Origin of the sequence: Clostridioides difficile ATCC 9689 = DSM 1296 (assembly GCF_001077535.1) — a bacterium.
In the GTDB taxonomy this organism is placed as follows: domain Bacteria; phylum Bacillota; class Clostridia; order Peptostreptococcales; family Peptostreptococcaceae; genus Clostridioides; species Clostridioides difficile.
Map to the genome: position 1 here is coordinate 947997 of NZ_CP011968.1, position 22612 is coordinate 970608.

General features: G+C 29.4%; 22 protein-coding genes. 16 read left to right on the forward strand and 6 right to left on the reverse strand.

Features of this window, described 5'->3' with window-relative positions:
* Positions 1 to 85: 85 nt before the first annotated feature.
* From CDIF1296T_RS04765 to CDIF1296T_RS04785, 5 genes are all read left to right on the forward strand, one after another.
* Positions 86 to 1102 (forward strand): LacI family DNA-binding transcriptional regulator, encoded by a 1017-nt coding sequence (locus CDIF1296T_RS04765; RefSeq protein WP_003437479.1) that lies wholly within the window; start codon positions 86 to 88, stop codon positions 1100 to 1102.
* 374 nt (positions 1103 to 1476) lie between these two features.
* Positions 1477 to 2319, forward strand: coding sequence for a DUF3100 domain-containing protein (locus tag CDIF1296T_RS04770; RefSeq protein WP_003437481.1), 843 nt, complete (start codon positions 1477 to 1479; stop codon positions 2317 to 2319).
* 14 nt (positions 2320 to 2333) lie between these two features.
* Entirely contained in the window at positions 2334 to 2798 is a 465-nt protein-coding gene (locus tag CDIF1296T_RS04775) for a hypothetical protein (RefSeq protein WP_003437484.1), read from the forward strand.
* 13 nt (positions 2799 to 2811) lie between these two features.
* Positions 2812 to 3957 (forward strand): M20 family metallopeptidase, encoded by a 1146-nt coding sequence (locus CDIF1296T_RS04780; protein WP_009888576.1) that lies wholly within the window; start codon positions 2812 to 2814, stop codon positions 3955 to 3957.
* 43 nt (positions 3958 to 4000) lie between these two features.
* Positions 4001 to 4936, forward strand: a complete 936-nt coding sequence (locus CDIF1296T_RS04785) for a DUF1177 domain-containing protein (protein WP_003437502.1) — start codon at positions 4001 to 4003, stop codon at positions 4934 to 4936.
* 274 nt (positions 4937 to 5210) lie between these two features.
* Here the strand turns inward: CDIF1296T_RS04785 and CDIF1296T_RS04790 are convergent, their stop codons facing one another.
* The gene (locus CDIF1296T_RS04790) at positions 5211 to 7904 is read right to left on the reverse strand and encodes a transglycosylase domain-containing protein (protein ID WP_021372677.1); all 2694 of its coding nucleotides are present in this window, start codon (positions 7902 to 7904) and stop codon (positions 5211 to 5213) included.
* A gap of 213 nt (positions 7905 to 8117) precedes the next feature.
* Between CDIF1296T_RS04790 and yunB the strand changes: the two genes are divergently transcribed.
* On the forward strand, positions 8118 to 8816 hold the full coding sequence (yunB, locus tag CDIF1296T_RS04795) for a sporulation protein YunB (RefSeq protein WP_003418439.1): 699 nt from the start codon (positions 8118 to 8120) through the stop codon (positions 8814 to 8816).
* 211 nt (positions 8817 to 9027) lie between these two features.
* Here yunB and CDIF1296T_RS04800 read toward each other — a convergent pair whose 3' ends face one another.
* Entirely contained in the window at positions 9028 to 10035 is a 1008-nt protein-coding gene (locus CDIF1296T_RS04800; RefSeq protein ID WP_003437515.1) for a SpoIVB peptidase S55 domain-containing protein, read from the reverse strand.
* Positions 10036 to 10262: 227 nt separating this feature from the next.
* Here CDIF1296T_RS04800 and CDIF1296T_RS04805 point away from each other — a divergent pair, with 227 nt between their 5' ends.
* The 3 genes from CDIF1296T_RS04805 to CDIF1296T_RS04815 all read left to right on the forward strand — a co-directional run bounded on the left by CDIF1296T_RS04805 (position 10263) and on the right by CDIF1296T_RS04815 (position 13575).
* Positions 10263 to 11147 (forward strand): N-acetylmuramoyl-L-alanine amidase, encoded by an 885-nt coding sequence (locus CDIF1296T_RS04805; RefSeq protein WP_003437516.1) that lies wholly within the window; start codon positions 10263 to 10265, stop codon positions 11145 to 11147.
* 201 nt (positions 11148 to 11348) lie between these two features.
* On the forward strand, positions 11349 to 12899 hold the full coding sequence (locus CDIF1296T_RS04810) for an ABC-F family ATP-binding cassette domain-containing protein (protein WP_009895823.1): 1551 nt from the start codon (positions 11349 to 11351) through the stop codon (positions 12897 to 12899).
* 28 nt (positions 12900 to 12927) lie between these two features.
* Positions 12928 to 13575: a TIGR01906 family membrane protein gene (locus tag CDIF1296T_RS04815; RefSeq protein ID WP_003437518.1), complete on the forward strand. Its 648-nt coding sequence runs from the start codon at positions 12928 to 12930 to the stop codon at positions 13573 to 13575.
* A gap of 141 nt (positions 13576 to 13716) precedes the next feature.
* Here CDIF1296T_RS04815 and CDIF1296T_RS04820 read toward each other — a convergent pair whose 3' ends face one another.
* Positions 13717 to 13977 carry a cysteine-rich small domain-containing protein gene (locus CDIF1296T_RS04820; RefSeq protein WP_003437519.1) on the reverse strand — a complete coding sequence of 87 codons (261 nt, stop codon included), beginning with the start codon at positions 13975 to 13977 and terminating at the stop codon, positions 13717 to 13719.
* A gap of 216 nt (positions 13978 to 14193) precedes the next feature.
* Between CDIF1296T_RS04820 and hflX the strand changes: the two genes are divergently transcribed.
* From hflX to CDIF1296T_RS04840, 4 genes are all read left to right on the forward strand, one after another.
* On the forward strand, positions 14194 to 15477 hold the full coding sequence (gene hflX / locus CDIF1296T_RS04825; RefSeq protein WP_009895824.1) for a GTPase HflX: 1284 nt from the start codon (positions 14194 to 14196) through the stop codon (positions 15475 to 15477).
* Between the two features lie 7 nt (positions 15478 to 15484).
* Positions 15485 to 16162 carry a HEAT repeat domain-containing protein gene (locus CDIF1296T_RS04830; RefSeq protein WP_003437523.1) on the forward strand — a complete coding sequence of 226 codons (678 nt, stop codon included), beginning with the start codon at positions 15485 to 15487 and terminating at the stop codon, positions 16160 to 16162.
* An 85-nt stretch (positions 16163 to 16247) separates the two neighbouring features.
* Positions 16248 to 16691, forward strand: a complete 444-nt coding sequence (locus CDIF1296T_RS04835) for an NUDIX domain-containing protein (protein WP_003437525.1) — start codon at positions 16248 to 16250, stop codon at positions 16689 to 16691.
* Between the two features lie 304 nt (positions 16692 to 16995).
* Entirely contained in the window at positions 16996 to 17640 is a 645-nt protein-coding gene (locus tag CDIF1296T_RS04840; RefSeq protein WP_009895825.1) for a YigZ family protein, read from the forward strand.
* A gap of 85 nt (positions 17641 to 17725) precedes the next feature.
* Here the strand turns inward: CDIF1296T_RS04840 and CDIF1296T_RS04845 are convergent, their stop codons facing one another.
* Both CDIF1296T_RS04845 and CDIF1296T_RS04850 read right to left on the reverse strand, forming a co-directional pair.
* Positions 17726 to 18103, reverse strand: coding sequence for a sulfite exporter TauE/SafE family protein (locus CDIF1296T_RS04845; RefSeq protein ID WP_003437529.1), 378 nt, complete (start codon positions 18101 to 18103; stop codon positions 17726 to 17728).
* Entirely contained in the window at positions 18103 to 18489 is a 387-nt protein-coding gene (locus CDIF1296T_RS04850; RefSeq protein ID WP_009895826.1) for a sulfite exporter TauE/SafE family protein, read from the reverse strand. The genes CDIF1296T_RS04845 and CDIF1296T_RS04850 overlap by 1 nt, the downstream gene beginning before the upstream one ends.
* A gap of 178 nt (positions 18490 to 18667) precedes the next feature.
* Here CDIF1296T_RS04850 and nadE point away from each other — a divergent pair, with 178 nt between their 5' ends.
* Positions 18668 to 19423, forward strand: a complete 756-nt coding sequence (gene nadE / locus CDIF1296T_RS04855; protein ID WP_003437535.1) for an NAD(+) synthase — start codon at positions 18668 to 18670, stop codon at positions 19421 to 19423.
* Between the two features lie 82 nt (positions 19424 to 19505).
* Positions 19506 to 20225, forward strand: a complete 720-nt coding sequence (locus tag CDIF1296T_RS04860) for a YebC/PmpR family DNA-binding transcriptional regulator (protein WP_003437537.1) — start codon at positions 19506 to 19508, stop codon at positions 20223 to 20225.
* Between the two features lie 166 nt (positions 20226 to 20391).
* Here the strand turns inward: CDIF1296T_RS04860 and CDIF1296T_RS04865 are convergent, their stop codons facing one another.
* Positions 20392 to 21396, reverse strand: a complete 1005-nt coding sequence (locus CDIF1296T_RS04865) for a substrate-binding domain-containing protein (RefSeq protein ID WP_003437541.1) — start codon at positions 21394 to 21396, stop codon at positions 20392 to 20394.
* A 266-nt stretch (positions 21397 to 21662) separates the two neighbouring features.
* Here CDIF1296T_RS04865 and CDIF1296T_RS04870 point away from each other — a divergent pair, with 266 nt between their 5' ends.
* The gene (locus CDIF1296T_RS04870) at positions 21663 to 22559 is read left to right on the forward strand and encodes a hydroxymethylglutaryl-CoA lyase (RefSeq protein ID WP_009895827.1); all 897 of its coding nucleotides are present in this window, start codon (positions 21663 to 21665) and stop codon (positions 22557 to 22559) included.
* Positions 22560 to 22612 lie beyond the last annotated feature (53 nt).

Consider the following 22612-nt stretch of genomic DNA (forward strand, 5'->3'; position numbering starts at 1 on the left):
TTTACATAATTGAAGTTGACAATTATTTACAACATAGTGTAGTATTATATTATCAAAATAAAATGAAGTGAAGTAGGGGATAAAGATGGTAACTATTAAAGATATTGCAAGGAATCTAGGTATCAGTTATTCAACTGTTTCTAGGTGCTTAAACAATAATCCTAATGTATCTGAAAAAACAAAAAAGAAAGTGGTAGAAGAGGCAAATAGACTAGGGTTCCATTTTAATGTAAATGCAAGAAATTTAGCAAAAAAAGAAACTAACAGGATAGGGGTAATCTTTTCAAATAATTTTAATCATCAAGATACTAGAAAGTTTTTTAGTGATATAATGGATAGTTCTATAAATTCTATTGAGACTAATAAATACGATTTTATAATACAGCCTAATAATAACATTAGTGGTGATAGTAATGTATATAAAATGGTAAATGGACAAATGGTTGACGGATTAGTAATTGTGTCTCAATCAATAAAAAAAGAAGAGTATGATTTTTTAAAAGACAATAATTTTCCACATGTATTTATATATTTTAAACCATCTTTTATAGGAGAAGTAGATAATTTCTTTTGGGACGATAACGTGTATGGAGGTTATATAGCTACCAAGCATTTAATTGACCATGGTCATAAAGATATAATAACAGTAACTTCAGATGATAAGAGTTCAAAAATGCATGAAGATAGAACCAAGGGATATTTGAATGCTATGGAAGAAGCAAATTTAAAGACAGAAGTCATTAAATCTAAAATGGATTTTGAATCTCAAGTTGAATTTTTAGAAAAATACATTGATAAAATAAAAAAAGCTTCAGCTATATTTGTACAACAAGATGTACCAGCGATTTCTATAATACAAGAGTTAAAAACTACTTATGGTATAAATGTACCAGAAGATATTTCCATAATAGGGTATAATAATATTGAATTAATATCATATTTTAGGTCGCATTTATCAACAATAGATGACCCAAGAGAGCAAGTTATAAAAAATGGAGTAGATAGTTTAGTAAATATAATAAATAAAAAGAGTACAGAACACATTCCAAGAAAATTATATCCAAGGTTAATAATACGAAATAGCGTTAAAAGAATAAAGTAGTAAGCTTTTAAGTATCAAACGTTTATTAAAAATATTATAGATTATGTGAAGTTTTTTAACAAATAATATAAATAAAAATTAAAAGGAGTAGGTGTATATAAGTACATTGTACTCCTTTATTTATTGAGATAGTTTTTATAATATGAATGAATAATTTTATTCAATTATTTGAAAATCCGTTATTTTAACAATATAAATTAATAAATTATTTGTATTTTATATCATGAATCTATAATATTTTTTTGATTCATAACTAAAAGTATATAAAAATGATGAATAAATATATATTATACATTATCAATGATAGGTTATATAATAAAATCACTAACAATTATATTATAAGAAAATTATAAAAATTACAAGGAGGTATAGAAATGAAAGAAAAAGCAGGGATTAGAAATGCCATAATAGCAGCCTTTATAATCACAATATTGGCAGAATTAATTGGACCTATTTCATTTAAAGTTATGGGAATTAATGTAACTTTACTTAGTATACTATGGGCTATATTCATAGGAATGGCTGTTTCTCCTCATTTATTAGGGAGAGTTATACCAGCCTTAAAAAAGTTTATAGGGGATAATGAAATAAATGTATCTCCATATTTATTATCTTTGACACTATATCCATTAGGGATAATGTTTGGAATTAATGCAGGGCCTAAAGTTGGTATATTACTTCAAGCAGGACCAGCACTTTTATTACAAGAATTTGGTCATATGGGTACAATGTTGATAGCATTACCTGTTGGAGTAGCATTAGGTCTTGGAAGAAGTGCATTAGGTGGTACTTTTTCATTATGTCGTGACACAGCACTAGGAATTATTGGAGATAAGTATGGATTAAACTCACCAGAAGGTATAGGAACACTAGGAACTTACATAAGTGGTAGTATATTTGGAACATTATTATTTTCATTTTTAGCACCAGTGGGTGTACTTTTAGGATTTCATCCATATGCTTTAGCAATGGCATCAGGAATGGGTAGTGGTTCAATGATGGGAGCTGCAACAGCATCATTAATGAATACAGTTCCACAAATGTCAGAGCAGATTTTAGCATATTCAGCTACTAGTGGATTGATTACAGCTGTTACTGGAATATATATAGAATTATTCTTATCTTTACCAGTAGCCAACTACTATTATAGCAAAGTAGCTCCAGTTATTGAAAGATTTAGAGGAAGAAAAACAAGAAGAACAAGTAATAAATTGTAAAGGAGGATATATATATGGAAAAAACTTTTAAGACTATTATGGAGCAGATAAAAATAGTATTGTTTATATATATTATTATTTGCTTTGGACAAATGATAGCACTTAAGACTCAGGCTCAAGATTTGTTGATTGGAAGTGTATCTGGATTTTTGTTGGTGATAATTGCTATTATAATAAAGAATTTTGTTAAAAAACCTAATTTACCAGGTTTTGCATGGGCTACATTAGTTGCATTTGTTTTATCGCTTCCAATATCTCCAGTGGGGGATATCATAGCAACAAATGTAGGGAAAATCAATTTTATGTCTACAGTAACACCATTATTAGCTTTTGCAGGAATCTCTGTAGGTAACCAATTAGATATATTAAAGACTTTGAGTTGGAAGTTAGTAGTTATATCATTTATAGTTATGACATCTACTTACTTTGGTTCTGCTTTTATATCTCAAACAGTTTTAAGATTAAATGGAATGCTTTAAGGAGGTAGTAAATATGAATGAATTAAAAGCAAAAATTAAAGAGGAAATAAAGTTATTATCTGAAGAGAAAAAGACATCATTTGAAAAAGTTTCTGACTATTTATTTTCAAATCCAGAATTAGCATTTGAGGAGTATAAGTCACAAAAAGCATTATGTGATTTGTTAGAAGAAAATGAATTTAATGTAACTAAAGGTGTAGGAGGATTAGAAACATCTTTTGAAGCTGTGTATTCAAATGGAACTAATGGGAAAACAGTTGCTTTTTTAGCTGAATATGATGCACTTCCAGGAATGGGACATGCATGTGGGCACAATATCATAGGGACAAGTTCTGTTGGTGCAGGTATCATATTAAAAGAAATCATGAAAAAACATAATATAGAAGGGACTGTAAAGGTTTTTGGAACACCTGCAGAAGAAAGAGTAGGTGGAAAAATAACTATGATTAAAGAAGGTGTATTTAATAATGTAGATGCTGCATTAATTTTACATCCAAGTGATGCTTCAATGCCTGATGATATATCATTTGCTCAAGTTAATTTAAAATTTGATTTTACTGGTAAGGCATCACATGCTGCTGCTTTTCCTTGGGAAGGGAAAAGTGCCTTAAGTGGAGTAATAGCACTATTTAACAGTGTAAATAGCATGAGATTACATCTTAAAGATTATGCAAGAGTACATGGAATTATAACTGATGGAGGTAGCATACATAATATAATTCCTGAAAAATCTACAGCTATATTTAATGTAAGAGCTTTAAGCATAGAATATTTAAATGAGATTTGTGAAATGCTTAAAAATTGTGCTAAAGGAGCTGCAATTTCTACTGGAACTAATGTAGAAATAGTTCAATTAGATGAAATATACAAAGAGATTAAGAATGATTCTGAATTAGTGAATATAGTTAGACAAAATTTTGAAGTTTTGGGTGAAGACTATGTTGAAAGAGATTTAAGTCAAGGTATAGGTTCAACTGATACAGGAAATTTAACTCATGAGATACCTGCAATACAAGCATATATAAAATTAAAAGAAAATACTGCAACTCATACAGATGAATTTGCTGTTGCAGCTGGTGGTGAAGAAGGCAAAGTAGCACTTATAAAAGCAATTAAGGTGCTAGCAATGTGTGGAGTAGATATTTTGTATAGTAAATAATATATAATTTTAAAATATATTAAGAAAGGAAATCAGATTAGACATGATATTAAAACAAGTAATAGAGGTTTATGACATTTTAGATAAAGCAAATGCTAATGGGGAAGAAGTAAAAACTTACTTACAAGGTTATGGTGAAGTAGATGTAACTGTAAAAGAATTGTCTTCAAGTAAAGGCTCAACAGATTTAGTAAAGCTTACAATTCCTGGGAAAAATGGAAAATTAAAAGGTGGAGATGCTCCTACTCTTGGCATTTTAGGTAGACTAGGAGGGATTGGAGCAAGACCAGAAGTTATAGGTTTTGTTTCAGATGGTGATGGAGCATTGGTAGCAATTGCAGTGGCTGCTAAACTTTTGGATATGCAACGAAAAGGAGATATATTAGATGGTGATGTTGTAATTTCAACTCATATTTGCCCAGATGCTCCAACTAAAGAACACTATCCTACTCCTTTTATGGATTCTCCAATTGATATGATGACTATGAATGAAAATGAAGTTGATAGTAGTTGTGATGCAATACTTTCTATAGATACTACTAAAGGAAATAGAGTAATCAATACTAGAGGATTTGCAATATCGCCAACTGTTAAAGAAGGCTACATATTAAAAACTAGTGATAACCTTTTAGATATTATGCAGACTGTAACAGGGAAATCTCCATTTGTATTCCCTTTGTCTATTCAAGATATAACACCATATGGAAATAATCTGTATCACTTAAATAGTATTTTACAACCAGCAGTAGCTACAGATGCACCAATAGTAGGAGTAGCAATTACAACAGAGATGCCTGTTGCTGGATGTGCTACAGGTGCAACTAATTTTAGTGATTTAGATTCAGCTGGGAGATTTGCAATTGAAGTTGCCAAGCTATTTGGTAGAAATAAGTGTGATTTCTATGATAAAGAAGAGTGGGAAATGCTTATTAAGAGATATGGCAAATTAAATAGATTTCAAACATTTGGTATACAGTAATTAGAAAAATATTAAGTTTATATAATTTGTGATATAACTATTTAAGAATATATAAACAATTAGGAATAAAAGTAAGAATAAAGCACTTAGTTAAAAACTTTAAAAATAAAATATTTATTTGTTTATATAAAAAAGGAGGATTCTGGTTATTGGGATTCTCTTTTTTATGAATACAAATAATATATTGTAATTATAAAAAAAGGAGCGTTTCAAAGTGATTTTTTTAATCACCTTGAGACAACTCCTTATATTTTTATTTAAATTCTATTTTTTATTAAGTTGCTGGAGTTCCACCACCATCAGGAGGAGTAGTAGAGCCACCACCATTATTTCCACCACCATCAGGAGGAGTAGTAGAGCCACCACCATTGTTTCCGCCATTATCAGGAGGTGTAGAACCGCCACCACCATTATTTCCGCCATTATCAGGAGGAGTAGTAGAGCCACCACCATTGTTTCCGCCATTATCAGGAGGTGTAGAACCGCCACCATTATCACCTGTGTTATTATTGTTATTATTATTTTCTTCTGGTTGGTTATTGTCTGGTTTTTTTGTATCTTCAGATGATGGTTGAGAACTTACTTTAGTAGGAGCAGTACCTTCAATAAATGCTGCTTTAGAGCCAGAAGATTGCTTTCCTCCATCCTCTAAATTAATTTTTGTAAAATATACATTTTTAGGAACTTCAAATTCAGTAACCGTTAAATTAGCATGTATTTTTTCCATAATTTTTTCCCATAATTTTGCAGTGCTAGTACTTCCATGTGGTACTTCTCTACGTTTTATAGTGTTACCAGAATCATCTTTTCTACCAGCATCATCTCCAATATAAGTTGCACCAACATAATAAGGAGTGTAACCGACAAACCAAGCATCATATGCACTATTTGTAGTACCTGTTTTACCTGCTACAGGCATTCCCTTTGGAAGTGCAGCAACACCACCAGTACCTTCAGTAATTACACTTTCTAACATATCTGTAACGACATAAGCTACTTCAGGTTCTACAACTTTATGTTCCTCAGGAGCATTTTTAACTAATAATTGACCATCAAAGGTAGTTATAGTAGTAAAAATAGAAGGTTCTACATAAATACCGTGATTTGCCAATGTACCATAAGCAGCAGCCATTTGAAGTGGAGTAATACCATTCGCCATACCACCTAGTGTCAATGATGGGAATTTTCTATCACTTGCTTCAGATGAACCTGAGTGATTATTCTTTAAAGTTGTTATACCAAAGTTCTTTAAGTAATCCATCATTATATCTACACATTCATCATAAGAGTCTCCAAGCATTTCAGCAGTTTTGACAGCTATCGTGTTTGAAGATTTAGCAAGTGCTTTACGTAAACTCATAGAACCATGACCAGCAGTAGTAGTTCTTGGATTCCATTTATTATTTTCTTCAAACTTATATCCTCCTCGAGAATCACTTAGAGCAGTTGCTTGTGTTATTTTTAGAGTATCAATAGCTGGCGTATATATTGCTAAAGGTTTTATAGAAGAACCTGGCTGATGAGGGTTAGTAGCACGATTTAAAGTTTTTCTACCACTTATATTTCTTCCTCCAGCTAGTGCTCTTATTTCACCATTTTTATAATCTAAGATTACCATTGCAGCTTGCGGTTGGCTAACTCCATCAGGACCAACCATATGTCCTGGGAAATTGCTATTTCTATCAAATTCTTCTTCTAAAGCATCTTGCATTTTAGGGTCTATAGTTGTGTTTACAATTAGACCACCATTGTAGAATAAGTTTTGAGCTTCATCATTTGTATGTCCTTGTTCCATTAAAGCATTTATAACTTCACTTTCGATAAGGTCTTCTACAGATGAAGAAACTTTATCTGATGATTGAGGCAATTTTATTTCTATTTTAGCTTTGATTGCTTCATCATATTCACTTTGTTTTATATATTTCAATTCTAACATTTTCTTTAAAACAATTTCTTGTCTTTTTTTAGCTTCAGGATTACTTACAGCCTTTCTAACAACTAATGTACCTGCTTTTAATTGTCTATAAGTATCATTAGATATAAGCTCCCAAGATTTTATTTTTTCAATCATATCAAAGTCCACTTGAGTAGGGTCATCTAAATCATCATCAGTTGTGTTAACAAAAAATAATAATTTATTCTCTAAATCCTCCTTAGTTTCATTTCCCTCTAACTTAGAAGTTTTATAGGCTGAAAATCTTGATGGATTTTTAGTTGAACCAGCAAGAAGTGCTGACTCTGCTAGAGTAAGGTCAGCTGCAGACTTATCAAAATAACCACGTGCACCAGCCTCAGCACCTGCTAGACCTCTACCAACGAAGAAGTTATTTAAATAAGTTTCTAGTATTTTATCTTTACTTACTGTTTTACTCATCTCATGTGCATAGTAAATATCCTTTATTTTACGAGGTATAGTTTGCTGTTCAGTTGTTAACAGCATTTTGGATACCTGCATAGGAATAGTACTACCACCTTGCTTAGTACCTGTAAGGGTCTTTAATACTGACCTAAATAAACCTTTAATATCGACACCCTTATGCTCATAAAAACGCTCATCTTCTATTGCAATTACAGCATGTTGAAGATAAGGGGAAATCTTATCTAATGGAACGGGTGTCTTTTTATTTACACTTGGAGCTGTAGATAATGTTTTTCCATTAGCGTATTTAATAGTAGTTGTTTGGTTCGTCTGTTTATCTAAAACAGCTTCTGTAACTGGAGTTACATCTCTTAGTGACGCAAATACTAGACCAGCAGTACCTGCTGTACCAACAACTAGTAAAACTAAAAATACTATCCCAAATACTCTTAGTTTTTTAAATTTATCGCTTTTTTTAGATTTTTTCTTGTTTTTTGTTGAACGAGTCTTGTTAGCTGAAGTTCTATTAATTGGTTTATTTGTATTACCAGATGAGCTAACTTTTTTTCTCCTGATTTTATTTCCATTTTTATCATTATCGTTATTCATAAGATTTTAACCTCCTTACTTAATGCAATATTATAACACAAATAGGAGTAGTTTTGTAATTAATAGAAAAAATGAATTTGCTATAATATTCTGTACATTGTATATGTATAAACGTAATATATTAAAAAGTCTATATTTTTATTTTATTTATTTTTGACAAATATTATAAAAATTATGCCAAAGCTACATATAAATAAATAGGAGGGGATAATTTTGAATAGAATAGTAGATAGAAAAACAAAAAATGAATTTAGAAAAATCATAGCTATTTTTTTAGTAATTCTTTTCTTGTCTGTATTTATAGGCAGTTTTATATATATAGATAAAACTTTAAGACCAACAATAACAGTTTTAGCAGAGACTAAAGCTCTTGAACTAGCAAATAGGTCGATAAATAAAGCTGTTGCTGAAATGGTAGAAGGAAAAATAAATTATGAAGATTTAATGGATATACAACTTGATAATAATGGTAAAATAACTATGATACAAGCAAACACTATAATGATGAATGAAATTGCATCTGCAATAGCTTTAGAAATACAAGATGAATTAAAAAAGGATAAGACAGCAAGTTCTTACATACCTATAGGAACAGCATTAGGAAGTCCTATATTAGCTAAATACGGTCCTAAACTTGAAGTATCTATTGAACCTATAGGAACAGTATCAGTAAACTTTAAAACGGAATTTGAGTCTTCAGGTATAAATCAAACTAGACATAGAATATATTTAGAAGCTCAAACACAAGTTAAAGTAGTAATACCACTTATAACTTCAACAAAACAAATTAAAGCTCAAATACCTATTTGTGAAACTATAATAGTAGGTGATGTTCCAGAAAGTTATGTAAATATTCCAGAAAAAAATCTAGGAAATGTTTTACCTAACACTGGAAAGAATACCAACAAGTAATATAAAGTTGTATATTTTTAAATAAATTCAAAATAATAGTTTATAAATAAAATTTTTGGAAATAATATTAATATAATTTTAATAAAAATTTATATTTTATACTATGTAAAATATCTAATATATTTGGTCTGTAGGTTAAATAAAAGTACCTTTAGACCAAATATATTATTAATAACTTAATAACATCTTAAAACTTATTTATTTATATTATTTACAACATCCATTTAATAAATACACCATAACCTACAGCTGGGTCGTTTTCAATTGCATGTGACACTGCTCCGATTATTTTATTATCTTGAACTATTGGAGTACCACTCATACCTTGTACAATACCACCAGTTTGAGCTAAAAGCTTTTTATCTGTAATTTTAATTTTAAAACTTTTACTTTCTGGATGTTTTTGGTTTTCTATATCTATAATTTCAATATTATATTTTTTACACTTATTAAAGTTATCTTGTAAAATTATTTGAGCTTTTCCTAATTTAACTTCATCTAAAGATGCTACTTTATATTTTTTTAACTTGGAAATATCAAAGTTATTAATTTGACCTCTTATTCCAAAATCAGTATTTTCTGTAAAGCTACCAATAATATTTTCTCGTTTTGCATTTATACATCCAACACTACCTTTATAAGATTTTTCTATATTAAGGTGCTTAGTTGTAGAAATTGAACCTGTTTTAATAGGTATTTTTCTTGCATTACCAACACTTATTGGATGACCTACAGCTCCAAACTCTGATGTATCTGGATTGATATACGTTAAAGTAGCAAATCCAGAAAGTAAATTGTTAAAACTAATTTTTTCTAATATGTGTTTGGTAGTTTTCATTGTTATAAGTTGTCCACCTCTATTTAATAAAATAGATACTTGTTTTTCTTCTGGTAAAGCATTTAAGGTATTGGCAAAGTCACTATATCCATCAACTTCAGCATTATTTACCTTTACTATAGCATCACCTAATCTAAATGGAGATGCTTCTCCAGGATTTCTAACTATGATATTTTTTAATTCTGCGTCAATTTGAAGTACGTTTCCAATTGGTATTAAATATTCAGGTTCATTTTTTTGTAAATTTTGTGCATAAATTAAATTATTTGAGAAAAAATATAATAAAAATAAAAATGTTAAAACAATTGTAAATTTTGACTTAGCTAAGTTGGTTTTTTTACTTAAAGTATTATTTTTAAAATGAAAATTTTTAAGTTGCATAAAACACCTCTTTCTTATTAAATTATTTTAATAATAGAATTGAAGTTTTCTTGCTGCTTCTATATTATGTTGTGCAAGAATCATGTTTTGATGCTTGGAAAACTAGCTCAATAACACCTTAGTTTTCATAAAAATAAATAAAATAAATAGTGTATATGATAAAATAAATACATATTCATATAAATAAAAATAAACAATAACTGTCTAGCATAAGAAAGGAGCAAAAAATGAAAAAATATAGATTGTTAGTTACTTGTATAATTGCCATGGGAATCATAATTATAGGAACATCAAATCCAGTTAGCAATTTTTACAAGACTACAAATTTGATTAGTTCAGGAAATATCACAAATGAAAAAGCAGATAAAGATGAAAATTCAAACAAAAATAATAAAGATAAAAATGAAGACAAATCTAATTCTAAAAGTAATAAAGATAAGTCATCAGAGGACAAATCGTCAGATAATAAAAATGAAATTCAAAAAAACAAAAAACTTTTAATTTGTATAGACCCAGGGCATCAAGGAAAAGGAGATAGCAATTTAGAACCAGTAGCTCCAGGTTCTTCCTCTAAAAAAGCAAGAGTATCTTCAGGAACAGAGGGTATTGCTACAAAAAAGCCAGAATATGTTTTAAACTTAGAAGCATCTCTTGTTTTAAAGAGTATATTAGAATCTAAAGGTTATAATGTAATAATGACTAGAGAGACACATGATGTAAATATAAGTAATTCAGAAAGAGCAATACTTGCTAATGACAAAAAAGCAGATATGGTTGTAAGAATACATGCAGATAGTTTAAATAATTCTTCAAAAACTGGAGCATCTATATTGATTCCTGAAAAAGATGGAAAATATACAGCTCCTATATATGAAGAAAGTAATAAATGTGCTGAATTTATCAAACAGAATATGGAACAATCAGGTATACAAATCAATGGAATCGTTCAAAGAGGTGATTTGACTGGATTCAACTGGTCAAAAGTACCAGCTGTATTAGTAGAAATGGGATTTATGAGTAACTATAATGAAGACCAAATGATGTCAAATCCAGACTACCAAAGAAAAATGATGCAGTGTATAGCTGATGGATTGGATGCGTATTTTAAATAAGATATGAATAGAGAAAAAGTTAGGTTGGTATTATTTTCCTAATTTTTATCTCTATTTTTTATTGTACATAACACAAAGAAGAAGTTTATTTTAGGTTAAATTGTCGTAAATATAACTAAAAATATTGGGAATACTTGATTTAAGTTTAAAAAGAATATATTATAGTATAGAATGTGTAAAATTTTTTTGAGAGGTGTTGAAATGCTAGTAGTAGAAAATGTGAGTCATGGATTTGGTGCGAGAACAATATTAGAAAATGTATCCTTTAGACTTAGAAAAGGTGAACATATTGCACTAGTTGGTGCTAATGGAGAAGGAAAATCGAGTTTTTTAAATATAATAACAAAGAAGCTTATGCCAGATGCTGGAAATATAAAATGGTCTTCAAGAGCTACAGTAGGTTACTTAGACCAACATACGGTATTAAGCAAGGGAAAAACTATAAGAGAAGTGCTTAGAGAGGCTTTTAAGCATATGTTTGACTTAGAGCAAGAAATGATTGCTATGTATGACAAAATGGGAGAAGCTAGTGATGATGAAATGAGTAAGCTTCTTGAAGAAACAGCAGAGATACAAACTATACTTGAAAATAGTGGTTTTTATATGATAGATGCAAAGATACAAGAAGTTGCAAATGGTCTTGGTCTTGGAGAAATTGGTCTTGATAAAGATGTAACTGACTTAAGTGGAGGGCAAAGAACAAAAGTACTTCTTACTAAACTTCTACTTGAAAATCCAACTATTCTTATATTGGATGAGCCTACAAACTATTTAGACGAAGAGCATATAACATGGCTTACTAAGTATCTTCAAGAGTATGAGAATAGTTTTGTCTTAGTTTCTCATGATATTGAATTTATAAATAATACATGTAATGTAATATATCATATGGAAAATGGAGAGTTAAATAGATATAAAGGAAATTATGATGAATTTGTAAGACTTAATGATATAAAGAAACGTCAAGAAGAACAAGCTTATGATAAACAAGTTGAAGAAAGAAAAAGACTAGAGGATTTTGTAGCTAGAAATAAAGCTAGAGTAGCAACTAGAGGAATGGCTAACAGTAGACAAAAGCAACTTGATAAGATGGAAATATTAGAAAGACCAAAAGAAAAAATAAAACCTACTTTTGCTTTTAAAGATGCTAGAGCAGCTAGTAAAATAATTTTTGAAACAGAAGATTTAGTTTTAGGGTATGATGAAGCATTGACAAAACCACTTAATTTCCATTTAGAAAGAGGAAAAAAGATTGCCTTAAAAGGAATGAATGGTATTGGAAAATCTACTCTATTAAAAACTTTACTTGGAATAATAAAACCATTTGAAGGAAATGTTAAATTAGGTGACTATTTGGAAGTTGGATATTTTGAACAAGAGAGTTCAAGAGAAAATAGTAATACACCTATGGATGAAGTTTGGAGTGAATTTCCAGGGCTTACAAACTTTGAAGTTAGACAGGCTCTTGCAAAATGTGGACTTACAAATGAACATATAACGAGTCAAATGAGAGTATTAAGTGGTGGAGAAGCTGCTAAGGTTAGACTTTGCAAAGTAATGTTAAAAAATATAAATTTCTTAGTATTAGATGAGCCTACAAATCATTTAGATGTTGAGGCAAAAGATGAATTGAAGAAGGCTATCAAAGAGTTTAAGGGAACAGTTCTTTTAGTATGTCATGAGCCAGAATTTTATTCAGAAATTGTTGATGATGTATGGAATATAGAAGATTTTACAACTAAAATCGTGTAGTGATTTAACTTATTGCTGGGGGGATTTCATGAAAAAGTTTCTAAATGTACTTTTTTCAATTTGTATTAGTATTGTTATAATAGTAGGTGTTATTAATTTTACTGTTGGATTTAAACAACTTTATTATTTTGACATTGATTACTTAAATATATCAGAGTTATCTGGTTTATCTAAAGATGATATAAAATTGAACTACGATTATCTAATTGATTATAACTTAAATAAGAATGTGTCTGAGTTCAAATTACCAACATTAAAATCTTCTCCACAAGGGAAGATACATTTTGAAGAAGTCAGGAATATATTTCAAAATATAAATAAATTAGCTAAATTATTATTGGTAGTTTCTTTAGTAGGAATTATATTGAGTGTAAAAAATAAAAATATAAAAATCTTAAAAACTACATCAATAACACTTATAATTATGCCATTATTATTAACAGTTCCAATTTTATTAAATTTTGAAAAGTCATTTATTATTTTTCATAAATTATTATTTAGAAATGATTATTGGATATTTAATCCCGATTTAGACCCAGTTATAAATATATTGCCAGAGGAATTTTTTTTTCACTCTGGAATGATGATTTTAATATTAATTTTGTTAGTAAGTATAGTACTGTTTGTAATGTATAAATTATGTAAATCTTTATCAATAAAAATATTTCAATGTTAAATAGAGGGATATTTTTATTTCCAAAATAAGATAATAAAAAAGGATTAGATTAAAAGTTATACAATAAAAATAGCTGTGCAATAATATTTAGACTATGAAAGTAGTTAAAAAATATTTATGCACAGCTATTTATAATAGAATTTACTTTTTACTAGTGATTTTAACTAAATCTTGAAATTTACTCATAATGTAATTGTAATTATCTTTTTTATGAGGTAATATACAACTACTGCAATCTTTGATACCTTTATCTGTATACTTAAAGTTTCCACCACAGTTTTCTCCTAAAGCATACAAAGGACAATAGCAAAATAGACAGTTAAACTCTTCTGGTTTATTAGTTTTATGACAAGGGAAAAATTCGCAATCTTTGTGATTAAAAAACTTATAATTTTCGCCCATATTTTCCTCCTAATTAAATAAAATTTAAATTTTTTATACTATATAAGATTTTGGTGATAATATAATTATACTAAATAATTTTATGAATAGTCGATAATATAGTATTATTAATCATAGTATTAATGGTATAATTAGTCAACAGAAAAATAATGTAAAAATAATGTAAGTGTATTTTGTAATTAGAATATGTTTTATAACAAAAAATGAGGTGATTAAGTGAAAGAAATTCAAGAAAAAGCACTTCTTGTAGGTCTGAATTTGACTACAATAGTGAAAAAAAATGATGATATAGACACTAATGAATCTATGGAAGAATTAAAAGAACTAACAAAAGCTGCTGGGGCAGAAGTTGTAGGTAGCTTAATTCAAAATAAACACTCTGTAGATGCAGCTTATTATATAGGAAAAGGTAAAGTAGAAGAAATAAGAGCCTATAGTGACTCTTTAGATGCTACTTTAGTAATTTTTAATGATGAATTATCTGGTGCTCAAATCAGAAATATAGAGAATGTTGTTGGAAGAAAAGTAATAGATAGAACTACTTTAATTTTAGATATATTTGCTCAAAGGGCACTTAGCAAAGAAGGTAAATTACAAGTTGAATTAGCACAATTAAAATATAGATTGCCACGACTTTATGGAATGGGTGGTGAGATGAGTAGAACAGGTGCAGGGATTGGTACTAGAGGTCCTGGAGAACAAAAACTAGAAATAGATAAGAGACATATACTTAATAAAGCAGCAGATATAAGACGTGAACTTAAAGAAGTAAAAAAGAATAGAGAGACACAGAGAGTTAAGCGTTTAAAGTCAAATATACCGATTGTAGCACTTGTTGGGTATACAAATGCAGGAAAATCTACCCTGTTGAACGAATTAATAAAGACACACAAGGATTATGAACAAGAAAAAGAAGTTTTTGTAAAAGATATGCTTTTTGCAACTTTAGATGTAACCTTGAGAAAGGCTCTTTTGCCGAATAAAAAAGAATTTTTAGTAGTAGATACTGTTGGATTTGTAAGTAAACTTCCCCATGATTTAGTAGAAGCGTTTAAGGCAACATTGGAAGAAGTACAGTATGCAGATTTAATCTTACATGTAATTGATGCAACAAATACTAGTTATGAATTGCAAAAAAGTACGACTGAAGGTGTATTAAAAGAACTTGGTGTAAATGATAAAAAACATATACTTGTATATAATAAAGTGGACAAGCTAGAATTGGATATATACCCTAAAAGTCAAGAAGATATTGTGTATATTTCTGCAAAACAAGGCATAAATATGGATAAGTTATTAAATATGATAGAAATTGCTTTAATGGAAAATACTTATTCAGTAAGTTTGATGTTACCTTATGAGAGAGGTGATATATTTAGTAGAATAAAAGATAAATATAATGTGGAGAATTTTGAGTATGGGGAAAGTGGTATAACGCTAGATGTAGATTTAGATGAAGAAGATTTTAATATCTATAGAGAGTACATACTAGAAAAATAGGTTGAATATGGATATAAACTGGGAAAATATAGATAATCTTGAAGATTATTTTATAACCTATCTTCTTTATAAAGAATCTAAAACAGTATCTCAAATTAGTAAAATTAGAAATATTTCAAGTACTGAAGCAAGTGAGCAACTTATACAAGCAAAGTTAAAAATAAAGGAAATGCAAAAAGATGATTTTGAGGCATCTAAGGATATTTTGGATAAATTTCTAGAACTAGATAAAATTAAGAGACTTGATTTTATGGATAGCTTAGATGACGAAAAAATGGTATACTTTAAGAGAAAGGTTTTCAAAAGAATCCTTGTAGAAAAAAATGCTGAAGATTTAATTGTTTTAATTTGGGCGACAGGTGAGCTAAAAGATGATAGGTTTTTGAAATTGCTTCATCAGCTCACAAACCACAGACACTCAGATATTAGAAGAATAACTTATTCAGCAATCAGAAAGATTGAATCACCAAGTAGTAGAGAAGTACTGCAAAAAGGTCTCTACGACAAAAATGCACAGACTAGGCAGTACTGTGCAAAAGCTCTTTCAAAATTGGGAGATGAAAACAGTTTAAAGATTTTACAGCAGTTGAAAGACAAGAATAAGAATTTTGAAAAAGAATATGTGCTTAGAGCTTATGACGAAGCCATTAAGTCATTGGAAAATGCAAAAAATTTGAAAAAGTAATTTTTTATTAAAGCAATTTGTTTGCTTAATGATGTATTTCTAAAGTTTAACAAGGTAATAAATAAATTAATGGGAGGGGTTTCAAATGATAGTAAGACGTTGTGCAGGTGGAGTAGTGTTTTATGCTAATAAAGTACTTATTGTAAAAAATGATAGGGGTGAATGGACACTTCCAAAAGGAAAGATACTAGGAGGGGGACTTCCATATGAGAGTGCTGTTCAAAGAGTTAAAGTAGAAACTGGCATAGATGCTAAAATGATAGATGTGGCTGGCGATACTATGTATGAATTTTTCTCAAGAAGTAGACAACAAGAAGTTTGTAATGCAATAATGTGGTATGTTATGGAAGCTTGTAACACTGATTGTGTACTTGCTCCTGAATTTCAAGAAGGTGGATTTTATAAAGTAAAGGATGCTTTAGAAATGTTATCACATCATAAAGAGCAAGCTTTAGTAGAAGTATCTTATAAAAAGTTTAAGGAATTAAAGAAATTAGTTTCAGAGGGCGATGATGTTCCAGCAAATTAATTGTGAATTTAGAGGATTCTGAGGAAGGGATAGCCCCTTCCTTTTTTAATTGAAGCAGTTTTAAGCGTAAATTATATAGTCTCTTTAAACTATGATTTATCAATTTAGAGATTTAGTAGTTTATATTTAAAATCAGTAAGATATATTTAAAATAAAAATTAAAAAGTATACAATTTTATTATATAATTGTCTTATGATGTTGATTAAAGAATTATTAAAAGTCCATTTATTTTTAAATAGAATAATTTTATAAATATATATTTGATGTGTATATTAGAAAATGATTAAAATAGGAGGAAATACAATGAGCAATTACAGGACATTACATGAATTTGGAACGGATGAAATAACGATTGAAAAGTCTGTTTTTATTGGATATGCTAAGCCTATAAAGAGTGAAGAAGAAGCATTAGAGTTTATAAATGAAATAAAGAAAAAGCATAAAGATGCAACTCACAATGTGTGGGCTTATACTGTAGGTAAAAATATGAATATACAAAGATATAGTGATGATGGAGAACCACAAGGAACAGCTGGGATACCTACATTAGAGGTTATAAAAAAAGAAGATTTGAGAGATGTAGCGGTTGTTGTTACTAGGTATTTTGGAGGAACAAAATTAGGTGCAGGTGGTCTAGTTAGAGCTTATACAAAAGGTGCTAAACTGGGACTTGAAGCAGGTAAGATAATTTATAAGGTAATGTATCAAGAAGTTAAGGTTAAGATAGATTATACTCAACTTGGAAAAGTGCAAAATGAGTTAATGAATTTGGGGTATTTTATAAAAGATACTGTATATGAGGATAATGTTGAAATAGTAGTATATTCAAGATTAGAAGATGTAGAGAAATTATCAGAAAAAATGATTGATATAACAAGTGGAACAGGAAAAATAGTTTTAGGAGAGGAATTTTATTTGTCTGAACAAAATGGAGAAATTTTAATATAATCTAAAAGGTTATTAGAATAGTTAATACCTCAAATAGCCAATTAGTATTTTTAAGTGAAAAGCCATTAAATTGATTTAATCTAAATCAATTTAATGGCTTTTTATCGGATTTTGCACAGAATCCTTTTTTTACTTCAAATAAACCGACTAAAAGTAAAAATATCCCAAATATTTTTTTTAATATATCTGAAGACAGATAATTAGCTAATAGTGAACCAAATACAGCTCCTAAAACCCCAAACACAGCTATAGGTATAACCAATTTAAAAATTACATTTTTATTTTTTATATGTATAGCAAGTGCTATAAGTGTCATAGGGATAGATGAAAGTAAATTTACGCTTTGTGCTATTTTAGTGTCTATGCCAGCAAGTAAAACGAGTGCAGGTATAAGGATTGTTCCTCCACCCATTCCCATTCCTCCAATAATTCCTGCAAAAAATCCAATTAGAGCAAATAACATTAAAACACCATCCTTAATGCTGCAATTATCATAATTATTCCAAAAGAAATTCTAAGAAACTTTCCAGTAACCTTATTTAGTAATTTAGCTCCTATAATACCACCAAGAATACTTCCAACTGCAACTTTAATTGTTAAGTTAACATCATAAGTACCTTTAGATACATATAAAACAGAACTTGCTGTCGTTAAGAATATTATTATAGAAAGAGCAGTTGCATGAGATTTATGTTCTTCTACCTTAACGATGTCATTTAATATTGGAACTAAAAGAGTACCTCCTCCAGAACCAAAAACTCCATTTATAAATCCTGTAAAAACTCCAATTATCGTATTTTTTAAGTTAAAATCAAAGTATTTTTGCTTTAAATCATCAGTTTTTTTCATAAAAATCACCTTCTGAAATAGTTTTACCAAAATAGGCAAATTATATTTATATAAAATAAGATTAAATATAATCTTTCATGTTTGTTTAATTTTGCATAAAAAAAAACATATTAAAACAACATATTAATATATGGTATAATATATTAAAACAAAGTAGCAAATTTGAGAGGAGATAACAATGTCAAATATAAAAATACAAATAGACAAAACTGTAGAATGGCTTATAAATAAGGTTAATGAGGCAAATGCAAAAGGATTAATTGTTGGTGTATCTGGAGGAATTGATTCGGCAGTAGTTGCTAATTTAATTAAAAAGGCATTTCCAGAAAACTCTATGGGAGTTATAATGAGCATAAAAAGTAATCCTCAAGATAGAGAAGATGCACTTAAGGTTATAGAGGGATGTGATATAGAATACCTTGATTTAGACCTTATAGAACCACAAAGTGCTATATTAGACATGGTAGTAGGAAATTTAAAAGATAAACATTTATATAGAGAAGAATATTTAAAGATGACAGATGCAAACTTAAGAGCAAGAGTAAGAATGAGTACAATTTATACAATTGCTAACAATCTAGGATATCTGGTTGTTGGTACAGACAATGCTGCAGAAATACACACAGGATATTTTACTAAATTTGGTGATGGTGGAGTTGATATTTTACCTATTGCAAATTTAACTAAAGGAGAGGTGTATGAATGGGCAAAAGAGCTTGGTGTTCATGAAGATTTAATAAACAAAGCTCCTTCAGCAGGTCTTTGGGAAGGTCAAACAGATGAAGATGAAATGGGAACTACTTACAATATGATAGATGCTGTATTAGAAGGTAGATTGGATGAAGTTCCTAAAAGAGACCAAGAGATAATTGAAAGACTTCATAGATTAAGTGAACACAAGAGAAAAACGCCTGCACAACCTCCTAAGTTCTAATTTACTATTTATAAGATTTGTGATAAAATTTACAAGTGATGAAAATTAGAATAATTAATTGTACGTATTAAGGAGTGGAAATATGGGACGTATAGGTAATATAATTAATAGAAAAGGTAAACAAGATGCTCAAAGAGCAAAGATATTTACTAAACATGCTAGAGCAATAGCAGTTGCAGCTAAAGAAGGTGGAGCAGACCCAGAGTACAATGCAGCGTTAAAAACAGCTATAGAAAAAGCTAAGGCAGATAATATGCCAAATGATAATATAGATAGAGCTATCGCTAAAGGTGCTGGAGCAGGTGCTGGAGAAGACTATGAAACTATAGTTTATGAAGGATATGGACCTGGTGGAGTTGCTGTTATAGTAGAAACTTTAACTGACAACAAAAACAGAACTGCTGGTAACGTAAGATACTATTTTGACAAAAACGGAGGAAACTTAGGAACTAGTGGATGTGTGTCTTTTATGTTTGATAAAAAAGGACAAATATTAGTTGGTTTAGGAGATGGAGTTTCAGAAGAAGAATTGATGGATGTTGCATTAGAAGCAGGAGCTGAAGATTTCATAACAGAAGAAGATGGTTATGAAATAATAACTACACCAGAAGATTTTTCTAGTGTTCGTGATGAGTTAAAAGCTAAAGGATATGAGTTTATATCTGCTGATGTGAAGATGATACCTCAAACTACAACTGTATTGACTGAAGAATCTCATTTAAAAATGATGAATAAATTAGTTGATATGCTTGAAGAAGATGATGATGTTCAAGATATATATCATAACTGGGAAGTAGAATAAATAGTATAAGCATATTGAAATTTATAAGTATTTAATCAATTTTAACATGTGATAAATTTTATAGAATAAGAAACACTAAAATAGACATACGCACCTCTAACCTATATTTGCATAATAATATGTAAGCATAGGTAAGGGGTGTTTTTATATTTATAGGTTAAGAAATTTAAAGTAAATTTTGAGCTGGACTCGATTGTCTATAAATAATTGATGGGTATATAACTTGTTGCTGAATACCATTTATACGCCCAGTTACTGTATCAATAATCATCCTAAGACTACGTTCTGCTGTCTCTTCCATTTTTAAATCTATAACTGTCAAAGGAGGAATACTTCTTGCCATTAGTCGTGAAGGTCCATTACTTGCTGCAAATATTTGAATATCCTCTCCAATTACAATTCCCGATTCATGAAATGCATTCATCATACCAAGAGCTACCACATCATGATTACAAAAAATTACTTTTTTTAGTGAATTTTTTGCAAGCATTTTTTGAGCAATATCATATCCACTATCTATTTTATTAGAACAATAATATATAGAATCTGATAGATGTATTCCATGTTCTTTACATGTTTTTAAAAAAGATTTACCCCTTAAAGTCATACATGTAAAGGAAGTTGGGTTGAATACAACAGCAATATCATTTTTACCATTTTGAATAGCATGTAAAGCTGCTATACGACCAGTTTCCTCATTATCAATAGATACACTTGAAAAACCAGGTATTTCACGATTTACAACAACTACAGGAATTTTAGGTTTATTTTTTACTAGATATTCTATATCATCAGCATTGATACCTGTTAAAACAATTCCATCATAATAATTATTTGCAAAAAAGTATTCATCATCACATAGATGACCAACTTTGTAAGGTCGTATGATGATATTTATGTTTAAATGTTCTAAAGAAATTATGTGGTTTATTGCTTGAAGTATATTGGTTGATGCCAACTCAAATCCCTCATCCTGCCAATAAAAAGCTATTTTAATATTATTATGTTTAATAGGAGTAGAGCGTTTATATCCAAGCTTATCAGCTGAATTTAATATAAGCTCTTGTGTATGTAGCGGAATCCTGCGTTCATTTCCTTTACCACTTAAGACGTACGAGACAGTTGCTGAAGAAAGACCACAGTCTTTTGCAATATCTTTGATTGTTGCCATGATAAAATCCTCCTTAAATAGTTGCTTAAATTTGCTTATACCAATAATCTTAACATATATTCAACTAAAGAACAATATTCTACAAGGTGCATATTTTACAGGATTAGAATAAATAAATTAAAAAAAAACTTCTTACTTATGTTGACATAATTTAGTTTATAGGATTATAATATGCTTAAATAAGCTTATGATTAACTTAAATTAAGCAAAGTTAAGCAGGAACATGCAATGCTAGCTTGCAATGTGACTGTAAAGGGGGAAAAGGTATGAGTAAGGTAAATATATTTGAAGTTGGTCCTAGAGATGGATTTCAAAACCTGAAAGAGTTTTTAGAAACTGATAAAAAGCTTAAGATTATTGATGGTCTTATTGCTTCAGGGATTAAACAACTTGAAATTAGTTCATTTGTAAGCCCAAAAGCAATACCTCAGATGAAAGATGCAAAAGAAGTAGCAACTTATTGTGTAGAAAAATATCCTGATGTGAAACTTTATGCATTAGTTCCAAATTTATACGGTGCTAAAGTTGCATGGGAGTGTGGTATAAGAGATATATCCTATGTTATATCTTTGAGTGAAACTCATAATAAAAAAAATATAAATCGTACCCATGAAGAGTCTATTGATGAGCTTAAAAAAATAATGAATACTTATCCAGACATGAATATATGTATTGGAATGGCTACTGTATTTGGATGTCCTTTTGAAGGTTTACCAAAAATTGAAGATGCCATAAGATTTGCTAAACGCCTTTGGGAAAACGGTATCAGGGAGATAAATCTAGCAGATACAATAGGGATTGCTGACCCTAAGCAAGTAAGAGAAACTATTAGTGCATTAGTTGAAGCTTTACCAGAGTGCAGATGGCAAGTACATATTCATGATACTAGAAATATGGGAATGGTTAATACTCTTGTGGCTATTGAATCTGGAATTACTACTGTTCAGTCTACACTTGGAGGATTAGGAGGATGCCCATTTGCTCCTGGAGCATCTGGCAATACTGCAACTGAAGATTTAGTATATATGCTTGAACGTATGGGGTATGATACAGGAGTTGATTTTGTTAAACTTCTTGAATTATCAAAGTATCAGAAGAGTTTTGTAAATGGAGTATATAGTGGTCATCATATAAATATAAAGTCTGATAGTTGTAATTGTTAGTTCTATTGATTAATCGATTAAAAAAATATGTTGATTAAAAAAATATGCTGATT